Genomic DNA, 20,626 nt, shown 5'->3' with positions numbered 1-20,626 from the left:
ATACAACAGTCCCTGTTTTTGCGCAGTCAACAGATCACGGTTTTATGTTTGCAGTTTAAAAGCTTAATGTTTGGCTCCCGGTCCTGTATATTCCCATTCCGGCGCAGTGGTAGGCTGATAGCCTGGTCCTACAGGCACTACGGTTGCTTTGGTAGGAGCCGTGGTTTCATCGCCGGAATTATCATTATCTTCAATGGTAGGAGAGATGATGGTGGAATTGCGGCCGTGGATGTTACAGTAACCTGGGATGGAGAAAACAGAGTCATCCGTAGCCAGATCCTCTTCACCTTCCGGAAGTACCATACATACCTTGGTGGTCTTGGTCGGGCAGTATTCGGTGGAACGTTTTCCGGACTCTGCACATACGGTTACTGCCACATGTTTGTCGCAGACTTCAGTAGGAGCCGTTCCTTTTGCAAAATATTCAGTGTAGACAGCATCTCCTCTTGGATCATGGTCACATACGCCGGATACAGCACGTTTTCCGGATTTGCGGCAGATCTCAGCAGTCTCCACACTGTCAGGAACCGTAAATCCGGGATCTTCCAGACCTTCATGTACCCGGTTCATGATATTGCGCCAGATATCTTTGTGGAAAGAGGTTCCGCCGTTGTCCACGCCGCCATGCTTTAACTTCTGGTTGTTGTCACAGCCGCCCCATACACCGGCAGTGTAATAAGGGGTAAAACCTACGAACCATACGTCATTGTTGCTGGTGGTGGTACCACTTTTACCTGCTGCAGACATACCTGTAAGGGCTGCACGGGTACTGGTGGAGTTAATGGATACACCGGAGCGGGCAAATTTCCTGTTTGCTTTCATGGACTCTGACATGGCATCTGTTAACAGGAAAGCAGTGGAGTCCTTTAATACCTGCTTGGTCTCCGGTTCATTGTCGATCAGCACCTTGCCATCGTGGTCTAATATCTTTGTGAAAAATCTTGGGGTGGTGTAAACACCGCCGTTTGCAATAGCTGCATAAGCAGCAGTCAGTTCCATGTTGGAAACACCTTTTGTAATACCGCCTAATGAGAGAGCAGCGCCCAGATCATCCTTGGTAAGAGAAGTAATGCCTAGGTTTTCTGCATATTCCACACCAAGCTGGGGAGTAACAGTTTCCATTAAAGTACGGACTGCTACAATGTTCATGGAGTAGATAATACCTTCACGGATGTTGGAATAACCGGTAAATCCACGGCTCTCTCCCCACCAGTTGCGGAAAGTTTTAGTGCCAATGGTATAAGGCGCGTCATAGTAAACGGTTCCCAGGGTGGCTCCGCAGGTATCAATAGCAGGAGCAAATGCAGTAAGTACTTTAAAAGAAGAACCTGGCTGGCGGTAAACATTGGTAGCACGGTTTAAGGTACGGCTGGCTGTTTTCTCGCCGCGGCCGCCGGAAAGGGCTTTTACCTCACCTGTGTGCTGATCCATGATAAAGAAGGATGCCTGAGGCTGCAGAATCAGGTTCTGACGTTCTGCGATCACATCATCCCCGTCTTTTAAAAGCCATTCTTTGTACCGGTCAATATCTGCCTGGACTTCTTCTTTGCTGTTGTAAAGTCCTTCGAAAGAAGTGTCTCCTAAAGTGTTCTTACGGTAGGCACGTAAATTTTCTTCTGAATAATGCTGGGTAGTGCCATCTGCATGGTTGACAGAAAGACGGTATTCCACAGAGTATTTAGCGACTGTATAATTGCCTGGATCATTGACTTCTTCATCTACGATTGCCTGGATCTTCGGATCCTGGGTGGTGTAGATCTTAAGTCCGCCGGAATATACCAGATTGCTTGCCTGGCTTTCGGTGTAGCCTAATTTCTTCATTAAGGCTTCTGTCACCTGTTCGATCAGTTCGTCTGTAAAATAGCTGTAGTGGGAGTTGGTCTCCTTGGTAGCGGTATTTACATTCTGGATCCGGTCATATACATCATCAGAAAGAGCATTTTCCATATCCTGTTTGGAGATATAATTCTGGTCTACCATGTTCTGAAGGACGATCTGACGTCTTGTATTGTTGTTTTCAGGATTGGTAATGGGATTATATCGGGAAGGATTGGAAGTGATAGATGCAAGGACGGTACACTCTGCAAGAGTAAGGTCAGAAACTTCTTTATTAAAATACCGCCGTGCGGCAACCTTAACTCCCAGGGTATTGCTGCCCAGGTTAATGGTGTTCAGATAGTTGGTGATAATAGTTTTTTTTGTTTCTTCTTTGTTTAAACCGGAATTTTTTTCCAGCTGGACTGCCAGGTACTGTTCCTGGAGCTTTCGCTCAATACGGGCGCCCCAGCTTGTCTCCATACCGCCGGAAAAAATATTATTTTTGATCAGCTGCTGGGTAATGGTACTTCCACCGCCGGAATAATCATCACTGACTACGCCTTTTACAGCTCTGGCAATGGAACGAAGATCAATGCCGTCATGGGTCCAGAAACGGGAGTCTTCAATGGCAACAAAGGCATTGACCAGATTTTCAGGAAGTTCTTCGTAAGTGGCTGACTCACGGTTGGAGCCGCTGGTAACAAGAGTTTCTGTCAGATTTCCATCTGCATCATAAACCGTAGTAGCAAAACGGTCCGGCTGGATGTTCATAATATCCACAGAAGGGGCATTATCAATAATACCCTTGATCATTCCGAAACCAACTGCAGCACCTGCAACTGCCAGGAAAAGGAACAGGATAAAAAATGCCTTGAAAATATTAAAAACAAGTTTGGATGTGTACTTTCCGGTCTTAGATGAAAGGGACTTAAGCCTTCGCTCAGTCTCATATTGTCCGTAGTTCATATAGTCTCCTTTACGCAGTGTGTCGGCATTTTGAACAGAAAATAGCCGATTAAACTCCTACGATTATACAACAATTTTCAGAAAATGAAAAGGGGGATACTAATAGCCGCTTGCAAGAGTGGGATAACTATATTATGATGATACCAGGGACAAAAGGTCGTAAATCCGATGCAAGCTTGCTTGCAGGAGGATTTTTGAACTTGGGTCCCGCCAAAAACATGAGTAAGAAGCCATTTTTTGAAGAAAAATGAGCGGATTACGAATGTTTTTATAAATGTTTTTATAAGGAGCGTATAAAGTGGCGGAAAACTGTAAGATTATATATAAGGAAGGAATGGGAGAACTGGTGGAGAAAAAATCCCGGTTCATTGCCCAGATACGGCCTGTAAAGTCAGAAGAAGAGGCTTTGGCCTTCGTAGAAGAGACCAGAAAGAAATACTGGGATGCAAGGCATAACTGTTATGCCTATATTCTTAAAGGAGAAGGGGCAACGCCTACAGCAAGATGCAGCGATGACGGAGAACCTTCCCAGACAGCGGGAAAACCTATGCTGGATGTGCTTATGGGAGAAGGACTGATGGACGTGTGTGCTGTAGTCACCCGATATTTTGGGGGCACACTTCTTGGCACAGGGGGCCTGGTAAGGGCTTATTCCGGGGCAGTAAAAGAAGGTCTTGCAAATGCACAGATCCTGGAGAAAAAACAGGGAGTGCGTATGGAAGTGATTACCGATTACAATGGAGTGGGAAAAATCCAGTACCTTGCAGCCCAGGAAGGCATTGACACACTGGACAGCCAGTATACAGATAAAGTGGTATTTATCTTTTTAGTGCCGGGAGAGCAGGAAGAAAGTTTTAAGGCCAAGCTGGTGGAAAGCACAAACGGCAGGGCAGTGATCCGCACAGACGGGGAAGTGTACTATGGAAAGTGCGGGGGAGAACTAATATTGTTATAAAGTACAAAGAAAATACAATGAAAAAATCCTTGCAATATGGAGTATGGAATGCTATACTACAAAATTGTGGCTGAGACAAAAAGATTCGTATATATAAAAGGAAGATAATCACTATGAAGACAAAAAGAGAAGATGTAAGAAACATTGCCATTATCGCCCACGTAGACCATGGTAAAACAACTCTGGTAGACCAGCTGTTAAAGCAGAGCGGTGTATTCCGTGCCAACCAGGAAGTTCAGGAACGTGTAATGGACTCCAACGATATTGAGCGTGAGAGAGGTATCACCATCCTTTCCAAGAATACCGCTGTATACTACAAAGATACAAAGATCAATATCATCGACACACCAGGACATGCAGACTTCGGCGGTGAAGTAGAGCGTGTACTTAAAATGGTAAACGGTGTTGTACTGGTAGTGGATGCTTACGAAGGTCCTATGCCTCAGACAAAGTTCGTGCTTCAGAAGGCTCTGGAATTAGACCTTTCCGTTATCGTCTGCATCAACAAGATCGACCGTCCGGAAGCAAGACCGGCAGAGGTTATTGATGAGACTCTGGAACTGATGATGGATCTGGACGCTTCTGATGAGCAGTTAGACTGCCCATTTATCTATGCATCTGCAAGAGCAGGTTTTGCAAGATATGAATTAGATGATACCAACAATGATATGGAACCTCTGTTTGAAACCATCGTTAAGCATATCCCGGCTCCGGAAGGTGATCCGGAAGCTCCAACCCAGGTTCTGATCAGTACCATTGACTACAATGAGTTCGTAGGACGTATCGGTGTTGGTAAGATCGACAACGGCAGCTTAAAGGTAAACCAGGAATGTGTTCTGGTAAACCATCATGATCCGGATAAGTTCAAAAAGATCAAGATCGGTAAGCTGTATGAGTTCGATGGCTTAAAGAGAGTAGAAGTACAGAAGGCAGAGATCGGTTCTATCGTAGCTATCTCCGGTATTGCAGATATCCACATTGGAGATACTATCTGCTCCCCTGAAAATCCGGAAGCGATCCCATTCCAGAAGATCTCCGAGCCGACTATTGCTATGTATTTCATGGTAAATGACAGCCCGTTAGCCGGACAGGAAGGTAAATTCATCACCTCTCGTCACTTAAGAGACAGACTGTTCCGTGAGTTAAATACAGACGTCAGCCTTCGTGTAGAGGAAACTGACTCTGCAGACTGCTTCAAGGTATCCGGTCGTGGTGAGCTGCATCTGTCCGTTCTGATCGAGAATATGCGTCGTGAGGGATATGAGTTCGCAGTAAGTAAGGCAGAAGTTCTTTACAAATATGACGAGCGCAACCGCAGATTAGAGCCAATGGAATTAGCTTATATTGATGTTCCGGAAGAATACACCGGTGTTGTTATCCAGAAGCTGACCTCCAGAAAGGGTGCTCTTCAGGGTATGAGCCAGGCAGCTGGCGGCTATTCCAGACTGGAATTCTCCATTCCTTCCAGAGGCCTGATCGGCTACAGAGGCGATTTCATGACTGATACAAAGGGTAATGGTATCTTAAATACAATTTTCGACGGCTACGCTGAGTACAAAGGTGATATCGCATATCGTCAGACCGGTTCCCTGATCGCATTTGAGGCTGGTGAGTCTATTACTTACGGTCTGTTCAATGCACAGGAGAGAGGTACTCTGTTCATCGGACCTGGTGTTAAGGTATATTCTGGTATGGTCATCGGACAGAGCCCGAAGGCTGAAGACGTTGAGATCAATGTCTGCAAGACCAAGAAGCTGACCAACACACGTTCTTCCAGCGCTGATGAAGCATTAAAGCTGACTCCGCCTAAGATCATGAGCCTGGAGCAGTGCCTGGACTTCATCGATACAGATGAACTTCTGGAAGTAACCCCAGAGAGCCTGCGTATCCGTAAGAAGATCCTGGATCCAACTCTTCGTAAGAGAGCTTCTTTCAAAAATAAGTAGAAATATATGCGAGCCGCCTGCGTAAGCAGGCAGTAGAGCGCGTAGCGCGGGGCTCGTGAGTAATATAATACCCAACTGAGGGAGTAGTGGCACTGCCTGTAAGGGCAGTGTGACAAGTCAACATACTGGTCAAGGACCTGGCTTGTCTTAAATAACGAGACTCATGTATGGCTTATTTGCCATACATGATGTCTCGTTTTTTAATATGATAATACAGGGTCCCAAGTTCAAAAATCCGATGCAAGCTTGCTTGCAGGAGGATTTTTGAAGATTGCGTGAGTGCGAAGCACGGAGCAATCTGGTATTATTGATAACAATAAAATACAAGGAGAAGAAAAATGAAAGACGCGTACACCAAAACCCCTGAACAGGTACTTTCAGACCTGCATTCAGACGGAAGCGGCGGCCTGACAAAAGAACAGGCAGAGCAGTCCCGCAAAAAGTATGGTTCCAATACCTTTATCCGGGAAAGTCATGAATCCCTGCTTAAAAAGATCTGGGATGCTTCCACAGAGCCTATGCTTTTGATGCTGATCTTTGCGGCAGTGATCACCTTAGGAGTAAATATTGCCCGCTATATGACAGGTGGAGAATATAACTTCCTGGAATGCGCCGGTATTTTCGCGGCGATCGCATTATCTGTAGTGATCACTATTGTTACAGAGGGAAAAAGTGCCAAAGCTTTCGAGGCATTAAACCGCATCAATGAAGATACACTGGTAAAAGCATTAAGAGATAATTCTCCCCAGCTGATCCCGCAGAAGGACATTGTAGTAGGTGATATCCTTTTAGTAGAAACGGGAGATAAGCTGGTAGCAGATGCAAGATTATTAGAGAGCAATGACCTCAGCACCGATGAGTCTTCTCTTACAGGAGAAAGCCTTCCTGCAGCAAAAGAGGCAGATTACGTCTGTCCCCAGTCCACACCTGTGGCAGAGCGCAGAAACATGCTGTATTCCGGCTGCTTTGTATCAAGCGGTACAGGAAAAGCAGTGGTAACTGCAGTAGGAAACAATACAGAGTTTGGACAGATCGCAAAAGAATTATCCTCAATTGAAAAAGACACCACACCTCTTCAGGAAAAACTGGACCGTCTGGGAAAAGTGATCACAGTTTTAGGCGCTACAGCAGCCTTTATCGTATTTGCCATCCAGATCATCGGTTTTGCCATGTCCCATACCATGAACTGGGAAACAGTGTCTGATGCTTTTATCACCAGTATTGTCCTGATCGTAGCAGCAGTTCCGGAAGGTCTTCCTACCATCGTGGCTGTATCACTGGCATTAAACATTATTAAAATGTCCCGTGAAAATGCTCTGGTAAAGAAGATGATCGCCTGTGAGACTGTCGGCTGTATTAATATCATCTGTTCCGATAAAACAGGAACTTTAACAGAAAATAAGATGACCGTACAGCAGATCTACGCCAAAGGAGAACTGTTAGAGCCTGAGAAGCTTACGGACGTCTGTCTTTTGGAAAACTTCTGTATCAACAGCAATGCCAATGTGACGATTGAAGACGGAAAAGACAGCTTTATCGGAAATCCTACGGAATGTGCTCTTTTAGTAGCAGCCAGAAAAGCAGGCTGGGATTATACAAAGAAAAGAGAAGAGACAGATATTGCCCACATTTTCCCATTTTCTTCCCAGAAAAAGGATATGAGTACGATCCTGCGTACAGCAGAAGGTTATATGCTTTATGTAAAGGGAAATCCGGAAAAGATCATGAACCTGTCGGTTAATCTGTCTGATGAAGAGAAGAATGCACTGGAAGAAAAGATCACTTCTTTCCAGAGCCGCGCAGGACGTATCCTTGCTTTTGCACATAAAAAGCTGGATCAGTACACCGGGGAAGAAACACAGGAAGAACTGGAAACAGACCTGATCTATGATGGTTTCGTTGTTATTTCCGACCCATTAAGCCCTGATGTTTATGGTGCCATCGGCCGCTGCCGCAAAGCAGGTATTGAAGTAAAAATGCTTACCGGCGACAATATTTTAACTGCAAGAGCTATTGCAGATGAGCTTCACATGCTGGATGCAGACCACATTGCAGTAGAGGCATCTGAGATCGAAAACATGTCCGATGAAGAACTGGCACAGGCACTTAAAAAGATCCAGGTTATTGCCAGAAGTACCCCTCTTGTAAAGATGCGTGTGGTAAAAGCATTAAAGGCACAGGGAAATGTAGTGGCAGTAACCGGTGACGGTATCAATGATGCCCCTGCTATCAAGAATGCAGACGTAGGTATTGCCATGGGTATTGCAGGTACAGAAGTTACCAAGGAAGCCAGCGATATTGTCCTTTTGGATGACTCCTTTTCTACCATCATGAAGGCTGTGCAGTGGGGACGTGCTATTTATGAAAACTTTAAGCGCTTTATCCAGTTCCAGCTGACTGTAAACGTATCATCTGTAGTAGTTGTAGTCTGTTCCATTTTAGCAGGCTTTGAAACACCATTTACAGCTCTTGAACTGTTATGGATCAACATTATCATGGACGGTCCGCCAGCGCTGACCTTAGGACTGGAACCCATCCGTGATGATATTTTAAATCATCCGCCTACAAGAAGAGATGAAAATATTATTTCCAGGTCCATGATCAGCCGTATTTTTGTAAACGGTATTTTTATCTCTATTGTATTTATGCTCCAGCATTTTACTAACTTTTTAGGGGCAGCGCCGGAACAGGAGTCAACTGTATTATTTACCCTGTTTGTAGTATTCCAGCTGTTTAATGCTTTTAACTGCCGTGAACTGGACCGCACACCAATGTATAAGAACCTGCTTAATAATAAGCTGATGCTTGGCATATTCTTACTGGTCCTGATCCTTCAGATCATCATTACACAGGCCGGAGGCGCTGTATTTGAGACAGTTCCCCTGTCTGTAGGATTGTGGTGCAAGATCTTAGGTGTATCCTGCAGTGTGATCGTACTGGACGAGATCTGGAAATTATTTGAAAAATAAATATTGTTAGGAAATCATATGTAAGATCCACCGCTGTTTCTCCTGTCGTTTTATGTCGGAAAACAGAGGTGGATTTTTATGCATATCCGGTCTATTTCTTTTCATCTTTTCATAAATTATCTATGTAGGTGTCCAAAGGTACATGGCCCCCAAGATACCGGATTGCTACGTGCGTTGCACTCACGCAATCCTAAAAACATTCGTAATCCGCTCATTTTTCTTCAAAAAATGGCTTCTTACTCATGTTTTTGGCGGGTCCCAAGTTGATAAATCCTCCTGCAAGCAAGCTTGCGTCGGATTTCCCACCTTTTGACCCTGGTATCATAAAATAAAAATGGAAAAGAAGAGGAGAAGTACTATGACAGAAAAAATGATCGAAAACAACAAGGTAAGTGTGATCGGAGAGATCGTATCAGATTTCACATTCAGCCATGAGGTCTTTGGAGAAGGCTTTTATATGGTAGAATTATCTGTCAACCGTTTAAGTGAACAGGCGGATATCATTCCTTTAATGGTTTCTGAGCGGCTTGTGGATGTACATAAGGACTATAAGGGCTGTACCATGGAAGCCGTTGGCCAGTTCCGTTCCTATAACCGTCACGAAGGTACTAAAAACCGCCTGATGTTATCGGTATTTGTACGTGAGATCCATTTTATGGATGAATTTACCGATTACACAAAGACGAACCAGATCTTCTTAGACGGCTATATCTGCAAGGCGCCGATCTACCGCAAAACACCTCTTGGAAGAGAGATCGCAGACCTTCTTTTAGCTGTAAACCGTCCTTATGGAAAATCAGATTATATCCCTTGTATCAGCTGGGGCCGTAATGCCCGTTTTGCTTCTGGCTTTGAGGTTGGAACAAGGGTCCGTATCTGGGGAAGAGTCCAGAGCCGGGAGTATACAAAGAAGATCACGGAGACAGAATGTGAGAAGCGTATTGCTTATGAAGTATCCATCAGCAAGCTGGAGTGTGATGAATTTTAAATAAATTTTCATATTTAGGCAGGAAAATCTTCTGGAAATCGTAAGAAATATTTGCATTATTACATAAATTGTGCTAGAGTGGTTTTGAAAAATGCTCACATGAGAGAACAGACATGAGGTGCAGAATGATGAAAGAAAATCTGATACAGGTGATCTGCGGACCTGGAAAAGGAAAGACCGCAAGTGCCTTAGGACGAGGTGTGACCGCTCTTTTAAAAGGGAAAACAGTCATCATGGTACAGTTTTTAAAGGGTTCCATGGAAACAGAAGGTATGGAGATCGTAAAACGACTGGAACCGGAGTTCAAATTATTCCGATTTGAAAAATCACCCATCTTTTTTGACCAGCTTTCAGAGGAAGAAAAGGACGAAGCAAGGATCAATATCCGCAATGGTTTGAATTTCGAAAAAAAGGTACTGGTTACAGGAGAGTGCGATATCCTGATCCTGGATGAGATATTGGGGATCCTGGATGAAGGCATTATTTCATTGGAGGAGTTAAAGGCGCTGATCTGTCAGGCAAGACAGTCCGAAGCAGAACTGATCATGACAGGAACCGTTTATCCTCAGGAATTAGATGAGTACGCAGACGAGATCACCAAGGTTCAGACACGTTATGAACACTGTGAGGGTTAAATATTTACAGTTGACATCTGCAACTGATAATGCTAATATTAAGAACATAAAACAGAGTAGAGGTTGCGCTGATCAAAAGTAACCGGCCGGATGTGACAGGCACAGAAGAAGGTCTGGTGAAAGGGAAAAGCGCCGAAGAAAAGAGGAAACCTGAAAGAGTCTTTTCTGGGCACAAGGTTAAGAACTTTGTGACTGTCATCCGGGTGGATGGAGAGCTACCGAAAGAGCAGATTCGTGAAGATGCGAAACCGTTGGAAGAGCTGACATTTACCTCAGCCCTTCCTTTTCTTTTGATGTGATCACCAGATTTTTCCAGATCACGTCGCGATAGGAACACTCTGGTGGATCCGGGGACGCGTACTGCGTGTTTCCAACAATTTTACTATATTTAGGAGGAGAAAAGACATGGCAATTTATGAAGGCGCCGGTGTTGCACTGATCACACCATTTAAGGCAAATGGAGAGGTTAATTACGACAAGTTAGAGGAGATCGTAGAAGAGCAGATCGCAGGAGGTACAGATGCCATTGTTGCCTGCGGTACAACAGGTGAAGCATCTACCATGACCCATGAGGAGCACTTAGACGTTATCAAGTTTGTATGTGAAGTTACAAAGAAGCGTATTCCTGTAATTGCTGGTACAGGTTCTAACTGCACAGAGACTGCTATTTATCTGTCCCAGGAAGCAGAGAAGAATGGTGCTGACGGTCTGTTAGTAGTATCTCCATATTACAATAAGGCAACCCAGAAGGGTCTGATCGCACATTTTTCCTCAGTTGCAAATTCCGTAAAGATCCCAATGCTTCTTTACAATATCACCGGAAGAACCGGTGTGACCATCCAGCCTGCTACCATCGCTCATCTTTGGAAAAATGTAGATAATATCGTTGGCGTAAAAGAGGCTAATGGTGATTTCTCTGCTACTGCAACTTTAATGAACTTAACAGACGGCGGTATTGACTTGTACTCCGGAAATGATGACCAGATCGTTCCATTATTATCCTTAGGCGGAAAGGGTGTTATCTCTGTATTATCAAATGTAGCTCCTGCTCAGGCACATGAGATCTGTGCAGCATATTTTGCCGGTGATGTAAAGCGCAGTGCAAAGCTTCAGTTAGATGCGATCCCACTGATCCATGCTTTATTCAGCGAGGTAAACCCGATCCCTGTTAAGGCAGCTATGAACCTGTTAGGAAAAGAAACAGGACCTTTGAGAATGCCTCTTACTGAGATGGAACCTGAGCATCAGGAAGTTCTTAAGAAGGAATTACAGGCATACGGACTGCTGTAAGGAGAAAACTATTCTTTAGGGCAGCAGGAGAAAGGGAAGAAAAATGGTCAGAGTCATCATGCATGGCTGCAACGGCGTTATGGGCCAGGTCATCACCGGAATGGCAAAGGATATGGAAGGGCTTACCATTGTTGCAGGCATTGATCTTAAAAATGATAAAGAAAATGGATATCCGGTCTATGCATCCTTAGAGGAATGCAAAGAAGAGGCAGATGTAGTAGTAGATTTTGCTTCTCCAAAGGCAGCAGACCATCTTATGGATTTCTGCGCAGAAAAGAAGCTGGGACTGGTACTTTGTACTACTGGGCTTTCTGAAGAGCAGATCAAAAAAGTAAAAGAGACAGCAGAAAAGACAGCAGTACTGCGTTCTGCCAATATGTCTTTAGGCGTAAACCTTTTATTAAAACTGGTCCAGGAGGCAGCGAAAGTACTGGCTAGTTCCGGTTTTGATATTGAGATCGTGGAAAAGCACCACAATCAGAAAAAGGATGCTCCAAGCGGAACTGCCCTTGCACTGGCCGAGTCTATGAACGAAGCTTTAGGCAATCAGTATCACTATGTATATGACCGCAGCAGTGTTCATGAAAAGAGAGATCCAAAGGAGATCGGTATTGCATCTGTCCGCGGCGGTTCTATTGTAGGAGATCATGATGTGATCTTTGCCGGAAAAGATGAGGTCATTACCTTTAATCATACAGCGTATTCCAAGGCTATTTTCGCAAAAGGCGCTCTGGAAGCAGCAAAATTTTTAGCTGGAAAAGAGCCGGGATTATACGACATGAGTGACGTAGTGCAGCTGTAGATTTTGTCTGGAAAAATTTAACACTATAAAGCATTCTCTGATGTTACATACTAATAGCAGGTAAACGAAAGGAGAATGTTTTATGAAAAAGATCAGACCGTTTTTATTTGTATGCATGTTTGTGCTTTTGTCTCTTTCCCTTACTGCCTGTGCAGGAAGAAAAAATGGCAATATGAATGGGACGGAGCAGAACAGTGCCACTTCCTCGGCGGCTTCTGAGACTGGAAATGGAACAGGAGCAGGAACCGGGGAAAATGGCATGAATGGAGATACCGCATCCGGCTGGGGCGAAGGAGAAAATGGCACCATGACCGGCGGCACCAATGGAGAGATCGAGACTACCGGAGAAGGGCTGCTCGATGATCTTACAGACGATCTGAGCCGTGGCGCTTCCGATGCAGCAAGTGATGTGGAAGGCAGGTAACTTATGTGATCAATGAGCGTGCAAAGGCACACTTGTCATATGCGCTGCAGTGATGACTGTCAGGAGAAAGATGAAAATTCTTTTTCCTGGCAGTTTTTTGCTTTTTTTTACAGCCTGTTTTACTCTTGAAGGAACGATAAAAATTTTCTATAATAAAACTGGAGTGCGTGGGAAAGGACTCCCATGAAAAAAAGAAAAGCAGTGAAACAATTAAAGAAAATGCGAAAGGCAGGGGTGAGAGCCTGGAAAAAGAAGAAAAAGAAAGGTAAAATGTTAGCTTTCTTTTTATTTCTGACACCTTTTCTGTTTTCAACCTCTGCCACAGGGCAGGAGAACTGGCAGGGGCTTTCTGTGCCATGGCCGGGAAAAGAGAAGATCCTGGAATACCTGATCCAAAAAGAAGTAGTCCGGGAACAATATGTATTGGAAAAATCTGGAAAAAAACAGGATGATGATACAGCAAATCCGGTTTTAAAAGAAGGCGCTGCTGTTTATCTGAAAGAAGGAAAAGTGTTATTTTTCAAGATCCGGGAGGAGAAAAAACAGACTGATTAGAACAGAGGGAATTTATTCATTAGGAATTTTAATGATCCTGTTGCTTGTATTCACAGAAAACGTGTATTATAATTTCTACTGAAAATGACTTCTTTTATCGTTATGACTTATAAATGACAAGACTGTGATAAAAGGCGAAAGCGGAAAGGAAAGACCAATGAACCAGAATCAGATGGACTTTGATATCAGAGGAGATGAAGTGCGGGAGGAATGTGGTGTTTTCGGCATTTATGATTTTGACGGAAATGATGTTGCCTCCACAATTTATTATGGCCTGTTTGCTCTTCAGCACAGAGGACAGGAAAGCTGCGGTATTGCAGTCAGTGATACAGAAGGCCCAAAAGGAAAAGTAAGTGCGCATAAGGGAATGGGTCTTTGCAACGAAGTATTTACACCGGATGTGATCGAACCACTTCATGGAAATATCGGTGTAGGCCATGTAAGATATTCAACAGCAGGAAGCAGTACCAGAGAGAATGCGCAGCCTCTGGTATTAAACTATGTAAAAGGAACCCTGGCGTTAGCTCACAACGGAAACCTGGTCAATGCACCGGAGCTGCGTCATGAATTAGAATACACAGGCGCTATTTTCCAGACTACCATTGACTCTGAGGTCATTGCGTATCACATTGCAAGGGCGCGTATCCATACACCAACCGTAGAGCTGGCAGTGGCAGAAGCTATGAAAAAGATCAAGGGAGCATATTCCCTGGTGATCATGAGCCCAAGAAAGCTGATCGGAGCCAGAGATCCATTTGGATTTAAGCCTCTCTGCATCGGAAAGAGAGATAATGCCTATATTCTGGCATCTGAGACCTGTGCTTTAGAGACTATCGGTGCAGAATTTATCCGTGACGTAGAGCCAGGTGAGATCGTTACCATTACAAAGGACGGCATTGCTTCTAATAAAGAACTTTGCTTTACAGATCATGCAAAAGAAGCAAGATGTATTTTTGAATATATTTATTTTGCAAGACCGGACAGTGTATTTGACGGTGTAAGCGTATATCATTCCCGTATTCAGGCAGGCCGTTTTCTGGCAATGGACTCACCGGTAGATGCAGATCTGGTAGTGGGCGTTCCGGAGTCCGGAAATGCAGCAGCCCTTGGCTATGCAATGGAGTCAGGTATTCCTTATGGAACTGCTTTTGTAAAGAATTCCTATGTAGGAAGAACTTTTATCAAGCCAAAACAGAGTAGCCGTGAATCAGCGGTCCGCATTAAATTAAATGTATTAAAAGAAGCTGTGGCAGGAAAACGTGTGATCATGATCGATGACTCTATTGTCCGTGGAACTACCAGTGCCCTGATCGTAGGCATGTTAAGAGACGCAGGAGCCAAAGAAGTCCATGTGCGCATCAGTGCGCCGCCATTCCTTCATCCATGTTACTTCGGAACCGATATCCCGTCAGAAGACCAGCTGATCGCTCATAACCGTACAGTAGAAGAGATCCGTGAACTTTTAGGGGCAGACAGCTTATCCTATCTGGCTTTGGACCGTCTGTATGAAATGGCAGGAGGAAAGGCGATCTGTACTGCATGTTTCAGCGGGGATTATCCGATCGAGCCGCCAAAAGAAGATATCCGCGGCAGCTATGAGAAGTAGATGGTTGTTTAGAAAACGCAGATATGTTATACTGTAACGAGTGCAGGGGAAAACAAGCGGCTGCGAAGCAGACATTTGTTTTTCACAAACCGTTAACGAATGAACCGTCTGCGGAGCAGACAGTAGAGCGCGTTAGCGCGGGGTTCATGAGTAAAAAAAGCCTACTAAGCAGGCACAGGAGGAAAAACCAATGAGTAATGATAAATACGTAAGCCCTCTTTCTGAGCGTTATGCAAGCAAAGAGATGCAGTACATTTTTTCACCGGATATGAAATTCAAGACCTGGAGAAAACTCTGGATCGCGCTGGCCGAGACAGAGAAAGAACTGGGATTAAATATTACACAGGAGCAGATCGACGAGCTGAAAGCCCATGCAGATGACATCAATTATGATGTTGCAAAGGCAAGAGAAAAAGAAGTACGTCACGATGTTATGAGCCATGTGTACGCATACGGCGTACAGTGCCCGAAGGCAAAAGGCATTATCCATTTAGGCGCTACCTCCTGTTATGTAGGAGACAATACAGATCTGATCATTATGACTGAGGCTCTGCAGTTAGTCCGCAAGAAATTATTAAACGTACTGGCTGAACTGGCTAAATTTGCAGATAAGTACAAAAATCAGCCAACACTGGCATTTACCCATTTCCAGCCTGCACAGCCTACAACTGTAGGTAAGAGAGCAACCTTATGGATGATGGAATTAAAGCTGGATTTAGACGATCTGGAATATCTCATCGGTTCTATGCGTCTGTTAGGTTCTAAGGGAACCACAGGAACCCAGGCAAGTTTCTTGGAGCTGTTTGACGGAGATCATGAAAAATGCCGTCGTTTAGATCAGCGGATCGCAGAGAAAATGGGATTTTCCGGCTGCTATCCTGTATCCGGACAGACCTATTCCAGAAAGATCGACAGCCGTGTGCTCAGCGTTTTAGCAGGTATCGCACAGAGTGCTCACAAGTTCTCCAATGATATCCGCCTTCTGCAGCACTTAAAAGAAGTAGAAGAGCCATTTGAAAAGCACCAGATCGGTTCTTCCGCTATGGCATACAAGAGAAACCCGATGCGCAGCGAGCGCATTGCTTCCCTGTCCAACTACGTAATGAGCGATATGATGAATCCAATGTTAGTTGCTTCTACCCAGTGGTTTGAGCGTACTCTGGATGACTCTGCAAATAAGAGACTGTCCGTACCGGAAGGATTTTTAGCTATCGATGGTATCCTGGATCTGTACTTAAACGTAGTAGACGGACTGGTAGTATATCCAAAGGTAATTGAGAAGCACATGATGGCAGAGCTTCCATTTATGGCAACAGAAAACATTATGATGGATGCTGTAAAGGCAGGTGGAGACCGTCAGGAACTTCATGAGCGTATCCGTCAGCTTTCCATGGAAGCAGGCAGAAACGTAAAAGAAAAGGGTGAGGACAATAATCTGTTAGAGCTGATCGCAGCAGATCCTGCATTCAACCTGTCCTTAGAGGATTTAAAGAAGGCTATGGAGCCATCCCGCTATGTAGGACGCGCACCAAAGCAGGTAGAAGAGTTCTTAGAGGAAGTCATCAACCCGATCTTAAAGGAAAACGAAGAAGTTCTGGGAATGACTGCTCAGATCAATGTATAAAAGATCACAAATTTGAAATAAATGGACGAAGGGGGCTGGAGCGAAAGCATTCAGCCCCCTTTTAATAAGCACAGGGATCCTGCGCTTTATGCAAGGGGAATTTTATGAATATCAATCTGGAATACTACAAGGTATTTTATTATGTATGTCAGGAAGGCAGCCTTACGGCAGCGGCCCAGAGACTTTGCATTTCCCAGCCGGCAGTAAGCCAGGCAGTGCGTCAGCTGGAAAAAGAGGCGGGAACAAAATTATTTTCCCGTACTTCCAAAGGGGTGCTCCTTACAAGAGAAGGAGAACTGTTATACCATTATGTAAAAGGCGGGGTAGAACAGCTGCTAGAAGGCGGACGGATGCTTAAAAGAATGCTGGATATGGATATGGGAGAGGTGCGGATCGGTGCCAGTGACATGACACTGCAGTTCTTTTTACTTCCTTATCTGGAGCAGTTCCACAAAGAATATCCGAAGATCAAGGTGACAGTGACCAATGCGCCGACTCCGGAGACCATCCGCTGCCTGGAAGAGGGCAAGATCGACTTCGGTGTGGTAACAACGCCATTTTCAGGTCATGGAGCTATCCACAGTACAGAGGTAAAGCCGATTGATAATGTATTTATTGCAGGAAGCAGCTTTAAAGAATTGCAGGGGAAAGAGCTGGACTATTCCATTCTCTGTGATCTTCCCTGTATCTTCCTTGAAAAAAATACCAGCACCCGCCTGTTTATGGATCAGTTTTTATCCCAGAAAGGCATTGAATTAAAGCCGGAATTTGAGCTGGCTACCAGTGATATGATCGTACAGTTTGCCAGGCGGAACATGGGCGTTGGCTGCGTGATGGAAGGCTTTGCAGAAGAAGCAATAGAGCGGGGAGAAGTATTTGCCCTTTCCTTTAAGGAAAAAATGCCGTCCCGTTCCATCTGTCTGGTAACAGGAGAGTCGGGGTTAATGTCCATGGCGGGAAAGCACCTGTTGGAACTGCTTACAGGGAAATAAGAAAAATAGATAGCGGATACAGATAACATAAGCTGATATTATGACATTCATAATAAATAATCACTTTACTTATAGCCTATAATATAGTAAAGTAAAAGAAGATTGATTATTTATTATGATACTGGGCTTATGCCCCAAGGAGGAATTTACGTATGGTTAGAGCAATTGTAGGTGCTAACTGGGGAGACGAAGGAAAAGGCAAGATCACAGATATGCTTGCAAAAGAGTCTGACATTATCATCCGTTTCCAGGGCGGAAGTAATGCAGGTCATACCATTATCAATGATTATGGTAAATTTGCGCTTCATCTTCTTCCATCTGGTGTATTCTATCAGCACACTACCAGCATCATTGGAAATGGCGTTGCATTAAACATCCCATATCTGATCAAGGAGATCCAGTCTATCGTAGACAGAGGCGTTCCGAAGCCACACATCCTGGTTTCTGACAGAGCACAGATCCTGATGCCTTACCATGTACTGTTTGATACTTATGAGGAGGCTCGTCTGGCTGGTAAGTCCTTTGGCTCCACCAAGTCCGGAATTGCTCCATTCTATTCTGATAAATATGCAAAGATCGGCTTCCAGGTAAGCGAACTCTTTGATGATGATTTGTTAAAGGAAAAGACAGAGAGAGTATGCGAGATCAAGAACGTACTTCTTGAGCATCTGTACCACAAACCTCTGTTAGATCCAAAGGAACTGTACGATGAGTTAGTAACCTACCGTGAAATGATCCGTCCATATGTATGTGACGTATCTGCATATCTGCACAATGCCATTAAAGAAGGCAAGAAGATCCTGTTAGAGGGACAGTTAGGTTCCTTAAAGGATCCGGATCACGGAATTTACCCAATGGTAACTTCTTCCTCTACACTGGCTGCTTACGGTGCTATCGGCGCAGGTATCCCACCATATGAGATCAAGGATATTACTACTGTTGTTAAGGCATACTCCAGCGCAGTTGGCGCAGGCGCATTTGTCAGCGAGATCTTCGGTGATGAAGCAGAAGAGTTAAGAAACCGTGGCGGTGACGGCGGCGAGTACGGCGCTACTACCGGACGTCCAAGAAGAGTAGGCTGGTTCGATGCAGTTGCTACCAGATACGGCTGCCGTATCCAGGGCGCTACTGAAGTGGCCTTCACAGTATTAGATGTACTTGGCTACTTAGATGAGATCCCGGTTTGCATTGGCTATGAGATCGACGGCGAAGTGACCAGAGACTTCCCAACTACTGCAAAGCTTGAAAAGGCTAAACCGGTATTTACCAAGCTTCCAGGCTGGAAGACAGATATCCGCGGAATCAAGAACTACGCAGATCTTCCAGAGAACTGCCGTAAGTATATTGAGTTTGTAGAAAAAGAGATTGAAGTACCGATCACAATGGTATCTAATGGCCCAGGCCGTGATGATATTATCCTTAAATAAATGAACGGAAAAAACAGGCGTATCCGAAAGATCAGGATGCGCCTGTTTTTTAATAACATTCTATAACTCCCCCAGCTTTGCCAGGCTGCGCCACTCCTTAGGTGTGACGCCGGTACACTTTTTAAAAATAGAGATGAAATAGCTTACATCGTTGTAGCCTGCTTTGGCAGCAATATCATTGATCCGCATATCCGTAAGCCGTAAAAGCTCCATGGATTTTTTTAAACGCAGGTCTAAAAGCAGTTCGCTGAAGGACTGTCCTGTATTCTTTTTGATGAGGCGGGACAGATAAGCGGCGCTGTAGTTCATAGACTGGGCCAGCATATCAAGAGAAACATTCTGCTCCAGATTCTGTTCCAGATAATCAGTAATGCGTTCTGCAATCCCGTCTCCAAAAGAACTGGATCCTGTCTGGATCAGAGACTCTAACAGGGAAAGAGATTCTTTGGACAGTGTTTCCATACTTTCACAGCGGAATAAATGTTCGATAGCATCATATTCATTTTCAGAACTGTTAATATAACTTTCGGCAAAACGGTATGTAAGCACAACAAGATTGATCAGCGTTTTTTTAATATAAGAAAAGTCACCGTGGGCAGACTGGAGCAGTTCATCAAAAAACTGCCGGAAGGTCTGTTGTAATTCTTGTTTCTGATTCTGAACAATACATTTCTGTATTTTCTTTTCATACATGGTCAGATTGAAAATATCATGATCCTGTTTTTTCTGTATTTCCGAATACATGATCAGGGAATTTCCACCTAAAGCGCTCCGGCAGTTAAGGGCCTGGACAGATTGCTTTTTTAACTGATGAAGCATAAAAATATCAGAACTTGGAAGGCTGATGCCAAAAGAAATATGGAACCCCAGTTCCTGCAGCGTTGTCTTCTGGAGCATTTCGCACAGGTGTAAAGAGGCAACCTCACAAAATTCAGGGGAATGCTTTGCATTAAAACAAAGGATACAGCTGATAATATCAATGCCCTGGGCAAGATAAACTTCCGGTTCCATTCCATTTAACAGCTCTTTGATCTGGGCATAGAGGGCAATATCTAAGGAACTTCCGGGAAAGTCACTTTGGGTGGAAATGACCACATAAAGAGCATCCCTAATGTTGCAGGCAGCTATTTTTTCTGAATAATCCCCAATACGTCCCTCTAATAGATCCTGGTAGATCTGCTCTGTGAGAAGAGGAGAGATGAGCTGAAGCTTTTCCTGGATGTATGTCTGCTGTCTGCGCCTGCTTTCCAGGTTATCTAAGGAATGGATACAGGAAAGGAGGGCGGATTCAATATCTTCAAATCGGAATGGCTTTAAAAGGTACTGGCGGATTCCAAGTGATAAAGCCTGTTTGGCGTATTCAAATTCTGCATAGCCGGTTAAAAGTATGATCTCTGTTTCCGGGGATCGTTCTTTTACAGCTTTGGAAAGCTCCAGGCCGTTCATCCCCGGCATACGTATATCGCTGATCAAAATATCCACTTTTTCTGATTCCAGAGTATGCAGTGCATTTAAGCCGTTTTCTGCAAAGCAGGTCACACAACACTGGTGATCAGACCATGGAAATGTTTTTAAACTGTCAAGTACGATAGGTTCATCGTCTGCGATCATTATCTTATACATACATAT

The 20,626-nt window shown here is 44.4% G+C and carries 15 protein-coding genes and 1 riboswitch; of the genes, 13 read left to right on the top strand and 2 right to left on the bottom strand.

Going from position 1 to position 20,626, the window contains the following annotated elements; translation table 11 throughout:
* Positions 1–63: 63 nt before the first annotated feature.
* Positions 64–2,784, bottom strand: coding sequence for a transglycosylase domain-containing protein (locus DW251_RS08610; protein WP_118300778.1), 2,721 nt, complete (start codon positions 2,782–2,784; stop codon positions 64–66).
* A 298-nt stretch (positions 2,785–3,082) separates the two neighbouring features.
* Here DW251_RS08610 and DW251_RS08605 point away from each other — a divergent pair, with 298 nt between their 5' ends.
* The 13 genes from DW251_RS08605 to DW251_RS08540 all read left to right on the top strand — a co-directional run bounded on the left by DW251_RS08605 (position 3,083) and on the right by DW251_RS08540 (position 18,997).
* Positions 3,083–3,739, top strand: a complete 657-nt coding sequence (locus DW251_RS08605) for a YigZ family protein (RefSeq protein ID WP_118300776.1) — start codon at positions 3,083–3,085, stop codon at positions 3,737–3,739.
* 113 nt (positions 3,740–3,852) lie between these two features.
* Complete coding sequence (gene typA, locus DW251_RS08600) at positions 3,853–5,685, top strand: translational GTPase TypA (protein WP_021871360.1); 1,833 nt, start codon at positions 3,853–3,855, stop codon at positions 5,683–5,685.
* A 338-nt stretch (positions 5,686–6,023) separates the two neighbouring features.
* Positions 6,024–8,654: a calcium-translocating P-type ATPase, PMCA-type gene (locus tag DW251_RS08595; RefSeq protein WP_118300774.1), complete on the top strand. Its 2,631-nt coding sequence runs from the start codon at positions 6,024–6,026 to the stop codon at positions 8,652–8,654.
* Positions 8,655–9,012: 358 nt separating this feature from the next.
* The gene (locus DW251_RS08590) at positions 9,013–9,642 is read left to right on the top strand and encodes a single-stranded DNA-binding protein (protein WP_021871362.1); all 630 of its coding nucleotides are present in this window, start codon (positions 9,013–9,015) and stop codon (positions 9,640–9,642) included.
* Between the two features lie 125 nt (positions 9,643–9,767).
* Positions 9,768–10,277, top strand: a complete 510-nt coding sequence (locus DW251_RS08585) for a cob(I)yrinic acid a,c-diamide adenosyltransferase (protein ID WP_118300772.1) — start codon at positions 9,768–9,770, stop codon at positions 10,275–10,277.
* A gap of 49 nt (positions 10,278–10,326) precedes the next feature.
* A riboswitch (Lysine riboswitch) is annotated at positions 10,327–10,503 on the top strand.
* A gap of 179 nt (positions 10,504–10,682) precedes the next feature.
* Positions 10,683–11,567 (top strand): 4-hydroxy-tetrahydrodipicolinate synthase, encoded by an 885-nt coding sequence (gene dapA, locus DW251_RS08575; RefSeq protein WP_118300769.1) that lies wholly within the window; start codon positions 10,683–10,685, stop codon positions 11,565–11,567.
* A gap of 43 nt (positions 11,568–11,610) precedes the next feature.
* Positions 11,611–12,369 (top strand): 4-hydroxy-tetrahydrodipicolinate reductase, encoded by a 759-nt coding sequence (dapB, locus tag DW251_RS08570; protein ID WP_021871365.1) that lies wholly within the window; start codon positions 11,611–11,613, stop codon positions 12,367–12,369.
* A gap of 82 nt (positions 12,370–12,451) precedes the next feature.
* A complete protein-coding gene (locus tag DW251_RS08565; protein ID WP_118300767.1) occupies positions 12,452–12,793 on the top strand; it encodes a hypothetical protein in 342 nt (113 codons plus the stop codon).
* Positions 12,794–12,976: 183 nt separating this feature from the next.
* On the top strand, positions 12,977–13,348 hold the full coding sequence (locus DW251_RS08560; protein WP_021871367.1) for a hypothetical protein: 372 nt from the start codon (positions 12,977–12,979) through the stop codon (positions 13,346–13,348).
* A 157-nt stretch (positions 13,349–13,505) separates the two neighbouring features.
* Entirely contained in the window at positions 13,506–14,954 is a 1,449-nt protein-coding gene (purF, locus tag DW251_RS08555) for an amidophosphoribosyltransferase (RefSeq protein ID WP_021871368.1), read from the top strand.
* A 190-nt stretch (positions 14,955–15,144) separates the two neighbouring features.
* Positions 15,145–16,578, top strand: coding sequence for an adenylosuccinate lyase (gene purB / locus DW251_RS08550; protein ID WP_021871369.1), 1,434 nt, complete (start codon positions 15,145–15,147; stop codon positions 16,576–16,578).
* Positions 16,579–16,682: 104 nt separating this feature from the next.
* Positions 16,683–17,570 (top strand): LysR family transcriptional regulator, encoded by an 888-nt coding sequence (locus tag DW251_RS08545; RefSeq protein ID WP_021871370.1) that lies wholly within the window; start codon positions 16,683–16,685, stop codon positions 17,568–17,570.
* 152 nt (positions 17,571–17,722) lie between these two features.
* Positions 17,723–18,997 (top strand): adenylosuccinate synthase, encoded by a 1,275-nt coding sequence (locus DW251_RS08540; RefSeq protein ID WP_118300765.1) that lies wholly within the window; start codon positions 17,723–17,725, stop codon positions 18,995–18,997.
* 60 nt (positions 18,998–19,057) lie between these two features.
* Here DW251_RS08540 and DW251_RS08535 read toward each other — a convergent pair whose 3' ends face one another.
* On the bottom strand, positions 19,058–20,620 hold the full coding sequence (locus tag DW251_RS08535; protein ID WP_182433600.1) for a response regulator: 1,563 nt from the start codon (positions 20,618–20,620) through the stop codon (positions 19,058–19,060).
* Positions 20,621–20,626 lie beyond the last annotated feature (6 nt).

This window comes from Clostridium sp. AM22-11AC (assembly GCF_003473545.1).
Classification (GTDB): Bacteria; Bacillota; Clostridia; order Lachnospirales; family Lachnospiraceae; genus Enterocloster.
This window is presented reverse-complemented; position numbering and strand designations above follow the sequence as displayed.

Excerpts from the sequence above, each read along its gene's own strand:
- DW251_RS08545 (WP_021871370.1), top strand. The coding sequence starts at position 16,683 with ATGAATATCAATCTGGAATACTACAAGGTATTTTATTATGTATGTCAG.
- DW251_RS08535 (WP_182433600.1), bottom strand. The coding sequence starts at position 20,620 with ATGTATAAGATAATGATCGCAGACGATGAACCTATCGTACTTGACAGT.
- purB (WP_021871369.1), top strand. The coding sequence starts at position 15,145 with ATGAGTAATGATAAATACGTAAGCCCTCTTTCTGAGCGTTATGCAAGC.
- dapA (WP_118300769.1), top strand. The coding sequence starts at position 10,683 with ATGGCAATTTATGAAGGCGCCGGTGTTGCACTGATCACACCATTTAAG.
- DW251_RS08590 (WP_021871362.1), top strand. The coding sequence starts at position 9,013 with ATGACAGAAAAAATGATCGAAAACAACAAGGTAAGTGTGATCGGAGAG.
- DW251_RS08595 (WP_118300774.1), top strand. The coding sequence starts at position 6,024 with ATGAAAGACGCGTACACCAAAACCCCTGAACAGGTACTTTCAGACCTG.
- DW251_RS08610 (WP_118300778.1), bottom strand. The coding sequence starts at position 2,784 with ATGAACTACGGACAATATGAGACTGAGCGAAGGCTTAAGTCCCTTTCA.
- DW251_RS08565 (WP_118300767.1), top strand. The coding sequence starts at position 12,452 with ATGAAAAAGATCAGACCGTTTTTATTTGTATGCATGTTTGTGCTTTTG.
- purF (WP_021871368.1), top strand. The coding sequence starts at position 13,506 with ATGAACCAGAATCAGATGGACTTTGATATCAGAGGAGATGAAGTGCGG.
- dapB (WP_021871365.1), top strand. The coding sequence starts at position 11,611 with ATGGTCAGAGTCATCATGCATGGCTGCAACGGCGTTATGGGCCAGGTC.
- typA (WP_021871360.1), top strand. The coding sequence starts at position 3,853 with ATGAAGACAAAAAGAGAAGATGTAAGAAACATTGCCATTATCGCCCAC.
- DW251_RS08585 (WP_118300772.1), top strand. The coding sequence starts at position 9,768 with ATGATGAAAGAAAATCTGATACAGGTGATCTGCGGACCTGGAAAAGGA.
- DW251_RS08560 (WP_021871367.1), top strand. The coding sequence starts at position 12,977 with ATGAAAAAAAGAAAAGCAGTGAAACAATTAAAGAAAATGCGAAAGGCA.
- DW251_RS08540 (WP_118300765.1), top strand. The coding sequence starts at position 17,723 with ATGGTTAGAGCAATTGTAGGTGCTAACTGGGGAGACGAAGGAAAAGGC.